The organism is Moorena sp. SIO1F2, assembly GCF_010672755.1.
GTDB lineage: Bacteria > Cyanobacteriota > Cyanobacteriia > Cyanobacteriales > Coleofasciculaceae > Moorena.
The window spans coordinates 1-5,642 of record NZ_JAAHFV010000393.1; the positions used below are offsets into that span (position 1 = coordinate 1).

A 5,642-nucleotide genomic window follows, 5' to 3' on the forward strand; every position below is an offset into this window, starting at 1 on the left:
TTTAACCCTTTTATGCATAGCCGACTAACCATAAAGGCTCCACTATCTAAGGTTTCGTCTCTCGGCAGTCCGTTCTTAAAGCCCAGCGCCTCCTAAGGGATGCCCGGATTGGCTGGGAAGCCTACACCGAACCTGAAAGGTCGGTGTAGGAGCTGTCACCGTACGCTAATTTTGCTAGTTTAAGATTATACCTGAATTCAGCAACGCCCATCGCTTTTGGTATAAATGTAAACTATAAAAATTTCAACTATCTACTATGGCTATTCAACGGATAGCTAGTCAACGGGGTGCAACTTGTTTTCCTTCCTGAATTTGTTCAGTGGGATGCAAAATGACTATTTCTCCTTCTCGAAGTCCTTGTTGAATCACTGCTTCAAGATTACTGCGCTGACTAATTATAATCTGACGTTTCTTGGCTTGGTTGTTTTCCACAACAAATGTACACCAAGTCTGGAAGTTGGAGCGCTGGATACTCCTTTGATGATCTGAAAATTGGTTACTTCCCTGTGTTTCCCCTGTTGCAGACACGGACAAATCATCCCTATTTTGTGCAATGGAGTCCTGGGAGCTATTTTGTTGTGAGTCGCAGCGGAAAATGGCACTTAAGGGAACGACTAGCACATCTGAGCTTTCCCAAACTACAATCCGTGTTTCTACCCGGTAGCCATCACCTAAAGGAATTGGGGAATCTACAAAATTAGCGATCGCATTCACTCGCTGTTCTTCTACCCCAAGAGCTGAAATTTTGGTAAAGGCTGAGGGTTCGACGTACTTCACCTCAGCGTTTAGGGTGCGCTCTCCCCCCCAATGTTCAATGAGCATTTTTGCTCCTGGCTTGACTTTGACTGCATCAGTAGAAAGCAAATCAACGACAATCTCTAGGTCAGCAGGATTCCCTAGTTCCAACAGGGGGGTTCCGGCTTGTACATATCGAGCACTTTCCTGATTGACTCGTAGGACATAACCATCAATTGGGGAGTAGATTTCAGCACGGGCTGCTTCATCGGCTAGCTTGGCAAGTTCGGCTTGAACACTGGCAATGCGAGCATTGTAGACATCAAGTAAATAGTCAGGGTCTCGCTGTTCAGCTTGGAGAATGGCACGGGCTTCTTTGGCGGCTACGACTTCAGCGGCCACACTATCCACTTCCCGTTGCGCTGCTTCTAATTCCCTCTGGCGGGTAGTTTCTAACAATTGAGCTGTTTCGAGCTCTTTACGAGATATTGCGCCATCAATGTGTAACTGTTGGGAGCGTTGGCGATCGCGTTTTGCTTGCTCTAGTGCTGCTAATGCTTGCTGGACCCGAGCTTGAGCTTCTTGCTGTTGGGCTATTGCTGACCGGATGCGGGCTTGAGCCTGGAATAAAGCTTCTGGTTTTGGTCGCTTGGTTGCTACCCCATCACGCTCTGCTTGCCATTGCCTTAGCCGTGCTTGAGCTTCTCGGACGTCTGAATCTAGAGGAAGGCGGTCAATTTGGGCAATTATTGCCCCTTGTTTAATTTTATCTCCTTCATCTAGTTTTATCCTCGCCAGCCGACCGGCAACAGGAGCTGAAACTACGAAGCGGGAGCGGATACGGGTCTTTCCCTCTCCATCCACTGTTACTTGCAAACTACTCCGTTTAACTTCGGCTAGATCAACCCTAATCGGTGCAGGACGAAATCCTAGGACAACTACTGTGATGATGCCAACTCCAACCATAAGGTAAGTTAGCCGTTGAGGAAGGTGCTTCATGAAGTGTCTCAACTCGCGGAATCGATTGTGCGATCGCAACAGTATTTAATTACTACTATTTAATTATTACTATTTAATTACTACTATTTAATTAATACTGTAAGCATTAGCTTATAGCTGATAACTGATAACTGATAGCTTACTAACTATCACGATGTTGATGCTTATTCCCTGGTTTTCAAAACAGCGATTAAGTCCAGACGATTGAGCTGTCTACGGATAATTAATCCAGAACAGAATGCTGCTACTATTACGATAACAAATGTAAAAGCATAGGTATCTTTAGTAATAATTAAGGGAAAACGGTAAAGTTCAGAATTATAGGCAAGAGACATTAAAGCAGCTAAACCGTATCCCAGTCCAAAACCAATAGGAAGGGCGAGTAGGGTAAGAATAACTTGTTCACCTAGGAGAATAAAGGCAATTTCAGCACGAGTAAATCCCATAATCCTGAGACTGGCTAATTCTCGTCCTCTTTCTGATAGGGCAATCCGTGCTGAGTTATAGACTACGCTGAAGGTAATAATGCAGGCAAAAATTACTAGTACTGCTGTAAAGACTTGCAGATTTTTAGCACTAATTTCCTCAAAGCTTTCTAGGCTGGCTTCACGGGTGGCAATACCGGTAATGGCGGGTAGACGTTTGAGGCGATAGTAAAGCTGACTAGCAAGGTGAGGATCAACGGAGAGGTAAGCACCAGAAATAGTTTGTCCTTCTCGCATCAGTCGGTTGAGGGCATGGATATCCATATATACTGAGACACCGAGGAGTTCATCCACCAAGCCGACTACAGGAATGTGACGCACGGGACGGCTTCCTTCCAGGACTTCCACGGTTAGGGTATCTCCAGGAGTAACACCTAGGATTTCGGCTAGTTTGGTAGTCATGACAACTCCGTCTGGGGGTAGATGCACGGTGTACCAATTCTTGTCTAGCAGACGGCGGAATTCTCCGGCTGGGTCGATTCCAGTTAAAGCACTGCGATAGGTATGATGGTCAAAGCGTAAACGTACTGGTACGATGCGGAAGGGTTCGGAACGAATAACTCCTGGTAAGTGAGTGATTTCGTAACGGGTACGTGCGGGACGGGGTTGATTAAAGATAATGGTGAGATCTTCCCGTTGCACTTGGCGGAATTGAAAATCCATCAGGTATGTCAGTGCATCTCCCATGTAAAACCCAGTCAGGAGAATTGCTACAGCAACAGCTATTCCCATAATGGATAGGAAAGCTTGGATGGGCTTGCGTTCCAAATTACGTAGGATAATGCGACCGGCAGGGGAGAAAAACTGCTGTAGACCTAGCCGTTCAATAATGGTAGGTTTGAATTCAGCTGGGGGTTCGGGACGCATGGCTTGGGCTGGAGGAAGAGAAATTGCCCGACGTACCGCCATTAGTCCACCAATTGCTGCTGCGGTAAAGCTGACTATGATTGCGGTGGCGACTAAGTCTGAGCTGACGTCATAGCGTAGTAGGGGAAAGCGATAAAATTCAGCATAAAGTTGGGTTAGTCCATTACCAAGCCAAAGACCAACTAGGGTGCCAAGGATACCTCCTACACTGACAATGGCAAGGACAAATTTAAGATAATGGATACCGATGGTTAGGTTACTGTAACCAAAGGCTTTGAGCACAGCAATTTGCTCCCGTTGGGTTCCGATCAGGCGAGAGAGGACAACATGCAGTAGGAAAGATGCGATCGCTAAAAAAATCGAAGGCATAAAGGTAGCAGAAACTTCCAAACTGCTGAGTTCATCTGCTAGGATTTGATGGGATAACTGATCTTCCCTTCCATAAGCACCTAACCCACCATAGCGTTCCAGTAATCGATCCAAACGGCTAATAATTTCCCTTTCTTGAGCTCCTGGACTTAACGAAAGGGTGACATCATTAAAGGCACCATCAAGGTCGAAGGCTTTACCCAAGGCTTCCCGACCTATCCAAACCACTCCAAATCGCCGATTATCTGGGAAGATTTCTCCAGCACCTCGCACTTCATAAACGTATTCTGGTGATAGCGCCTTTCCTACTATTCGCAATTTTTCCCAACGTCCATTAATAATGGCACCCATGGTATCACCCAAGTTGAGTTGATTGGCTTGGGCGAAAGCTTCACTTACGAGTACTTCGTCTCCTCGTCCTGGTTCAATATAGCGACCCTGACGAATAAATAAGTCATTGAGTATGGAAATACGACGCTCAGGAATTGAGATTAGTCTTCCTGTGGCTGGTTCTGTTAAACCAGGGACATCAAGGGTGACATCAACCACAATCCGAGTTTGGGTTTGGGCAATACCGGGAATAGCAGCAATTTGGGCTTTGAGGGTTTCTGGGGCGCGTTTGAGGGAAGCGAAAACTTGGGCAAAATGGTAGCGGTTGTAATATGTGTCTTGGGTTAGTCGCAAAGAGCTATACGCACTCCTGGCTAGAACGAAGCTAGCAATGCCACAGGCTACTACTAATGCGATCGCTATTACCTGACCTCGCAATTGCCATAGGTCACGTAAGAGTTTACGGTCTAGGGAATTCATGGAAGTGTAAGACCAACTTCAAGAGCCAATCAGCTTAAAACTAGTGCCTTGTAATGGGTTTCAAAAGATTGGCGGATTTTTTATAACTGCTTCTCTTCTTTGTAAAACAAAGCTTCACACACTAACGTCAAACCAAACAGAAAACAAACTAAGAAAGTTGTTAATAATATTGCTATCATAGCTAACACCTCTTACTTTGTGACTCCCCCTAGTTCTTTTATACCTCCCGTTTTCTATCGAGCGAAGTAATTTGATTTAATTCTTAACGTACTCAATCGTTCACTTACCAGTCTAAATCCTCAGGAGCAATCTTAGTCTGATTACCATGTACACTAATAATCTCACCACTACGCATGGTAATCACCCGATCTGCCATAGCCGCAATTCCAGCATTGTGAGTAATTACAGCAGTAGTTGTTCCCAATTCCTGATTCACTCGCTCCAATACATTTAATACTAGCTTACCGGTCTGAAAGTCTAACGCTCCGGTTGGTTCATCACATAGGAGCACTTGAGGACGTTTGGCAATAGCACGAGCGATCGCAACCCGTTGTTGTTCACCCCCAGATAATTGAGCCGGAAAATGGTTAAGGCGATGGGCTAGTCCCACTAGTCCCAAAGCTTCCCGAGGACGCATCGGACGAGGAGCAATTTCGGTCACCAGAGCAACATTTTCCTGAGCCGTCAAGCTGGGAATCAAATTGTAGAATTGGAACACAAAACCCACGCACTCCCGACGAAAGCGGGTAAGAGCACGATCATCAGCACTTGATAGATCACGATTATAGAATTTGACTTGTCCGAAGGAAGGAACATCAAGTCCTCCGAGAATATTCAGCAGAGTGGACTTGCCACTTCCAGACGGACCAAGCAAGACTACAAATTCTCCTGCATAGAGGTCAATAGTAACTGATTTTAGTGCCTGAACATTCACCTCCCCCATCTGATAGGTTTTAGTCACGTCACGCACTTTAAAAATAGGTTCATTGTTCATATAGCGGTTGGCGACTTTATTAAGTACGTATTTCTAGGTTTTTAGGGAACAGGTAACAGGGAACAGGTAACAGGGAATAGAGTATTTAGCATTCAACCTAAGTTATTTATTATTGCCAATTTCAAAATTTAATTAATCTTTTTTATTCCATTCATTTTTATAATTAAAATATCTACAAATTGCTATAAGTCATGATTAATTATTTCAAGAGTAATGACTAGATATAAATTCTAAATAAATTGTGATAATTATTGTCTACTATTCCCGATTCCCGATTCCCGATTCCCGATTCCCGATTCCCGATTCCCGATTCCCGATTCCCGATTCCCGATTCCCGATTCCCGATTCCCGATTCCCGATTCCCGATTCCCGATTCCCGATTC

At 44.9% G+C, this 5,642-nt stretch carries 3 protein-coding genes; all 3 read right to left on the reverse strand.

All coding sequences use genetic code 11. From position 1 onward, the window contains the following. Nucleotides 1–279 precede the first annotated feature (279 nt). The 3 genes from F6J94_RS29110 to F6J94_RS29120 all read right to left on the reverse strand — a co-directional run bounded on the left by F6J94_RS29110 (nucleotide 280) and on the right by F6J94_RS29120 (nucleotide 5,259). Nucleotides 280–1,734 (reverse strand): HlyD family efflux transporter periplasmic adaptor subunit, encoded by a 1,455-nt coding sequence (locus F6J94_RS29110; RefSeq protein WP_293046771.1) that lies wholly within the window; start codon nucleotides 1,732–1,734, stop codon nucleotides 280–282. Nucleotides 1,735–1,898: 164 nt separating this feature from the next. Beyond that, on the reverse strand, nucleotides 1,899–4,265 hold the full coding sequence (locus F6J94_RS29115; RefSeq protein WP_293046772.1) for an ABC transporter permease: 2,367 nt from the start codon (nucleotides 4,263–4,265) through the stop codon (nucleotides 1,899–1,901). 283 nt (nucleotides 4,266–4,548) lie between these two features. Beyond that, complete coding sequence (locus tag F6J94_RS29120; RefSeq protein ID WP_293046773.1) at nucleotides 4,549–5,259, reverse strand: ABC transporter ATP-binding protein; 711 nt, start codon at nucleotides 5,257–5,259, stop codon at nucleotides 4,549–4,551. Nucleotides 5,260–5,642: the final 383 nt, after the last annotated feature.

Bases quoted from the DNA above. Each gene is read 5' to 3' on its own strand.
- F6J94_RS29115 (WP_293046772.1), bottom strand. From the start codon at position 4,265: ATGAATTCCCTAGACCGTAAACTCTTACGTGACCTATGGCAATTGCGA.
- F6J94_RS29120 (WP_293046773.1), bottom strand. From the start codon at position 5,259: ATGAACAATGAACCTATTTTTAAAGTGCGTGACGTGACTAAAACCTAT.
- F6J94_RS29110 (WP_293046771.1), bottom strand. From the start codon at position 1,734: ATGAAGCACCTTCCTCAACGGCTAACTTACCTTATGGTTGGAGTTGGC.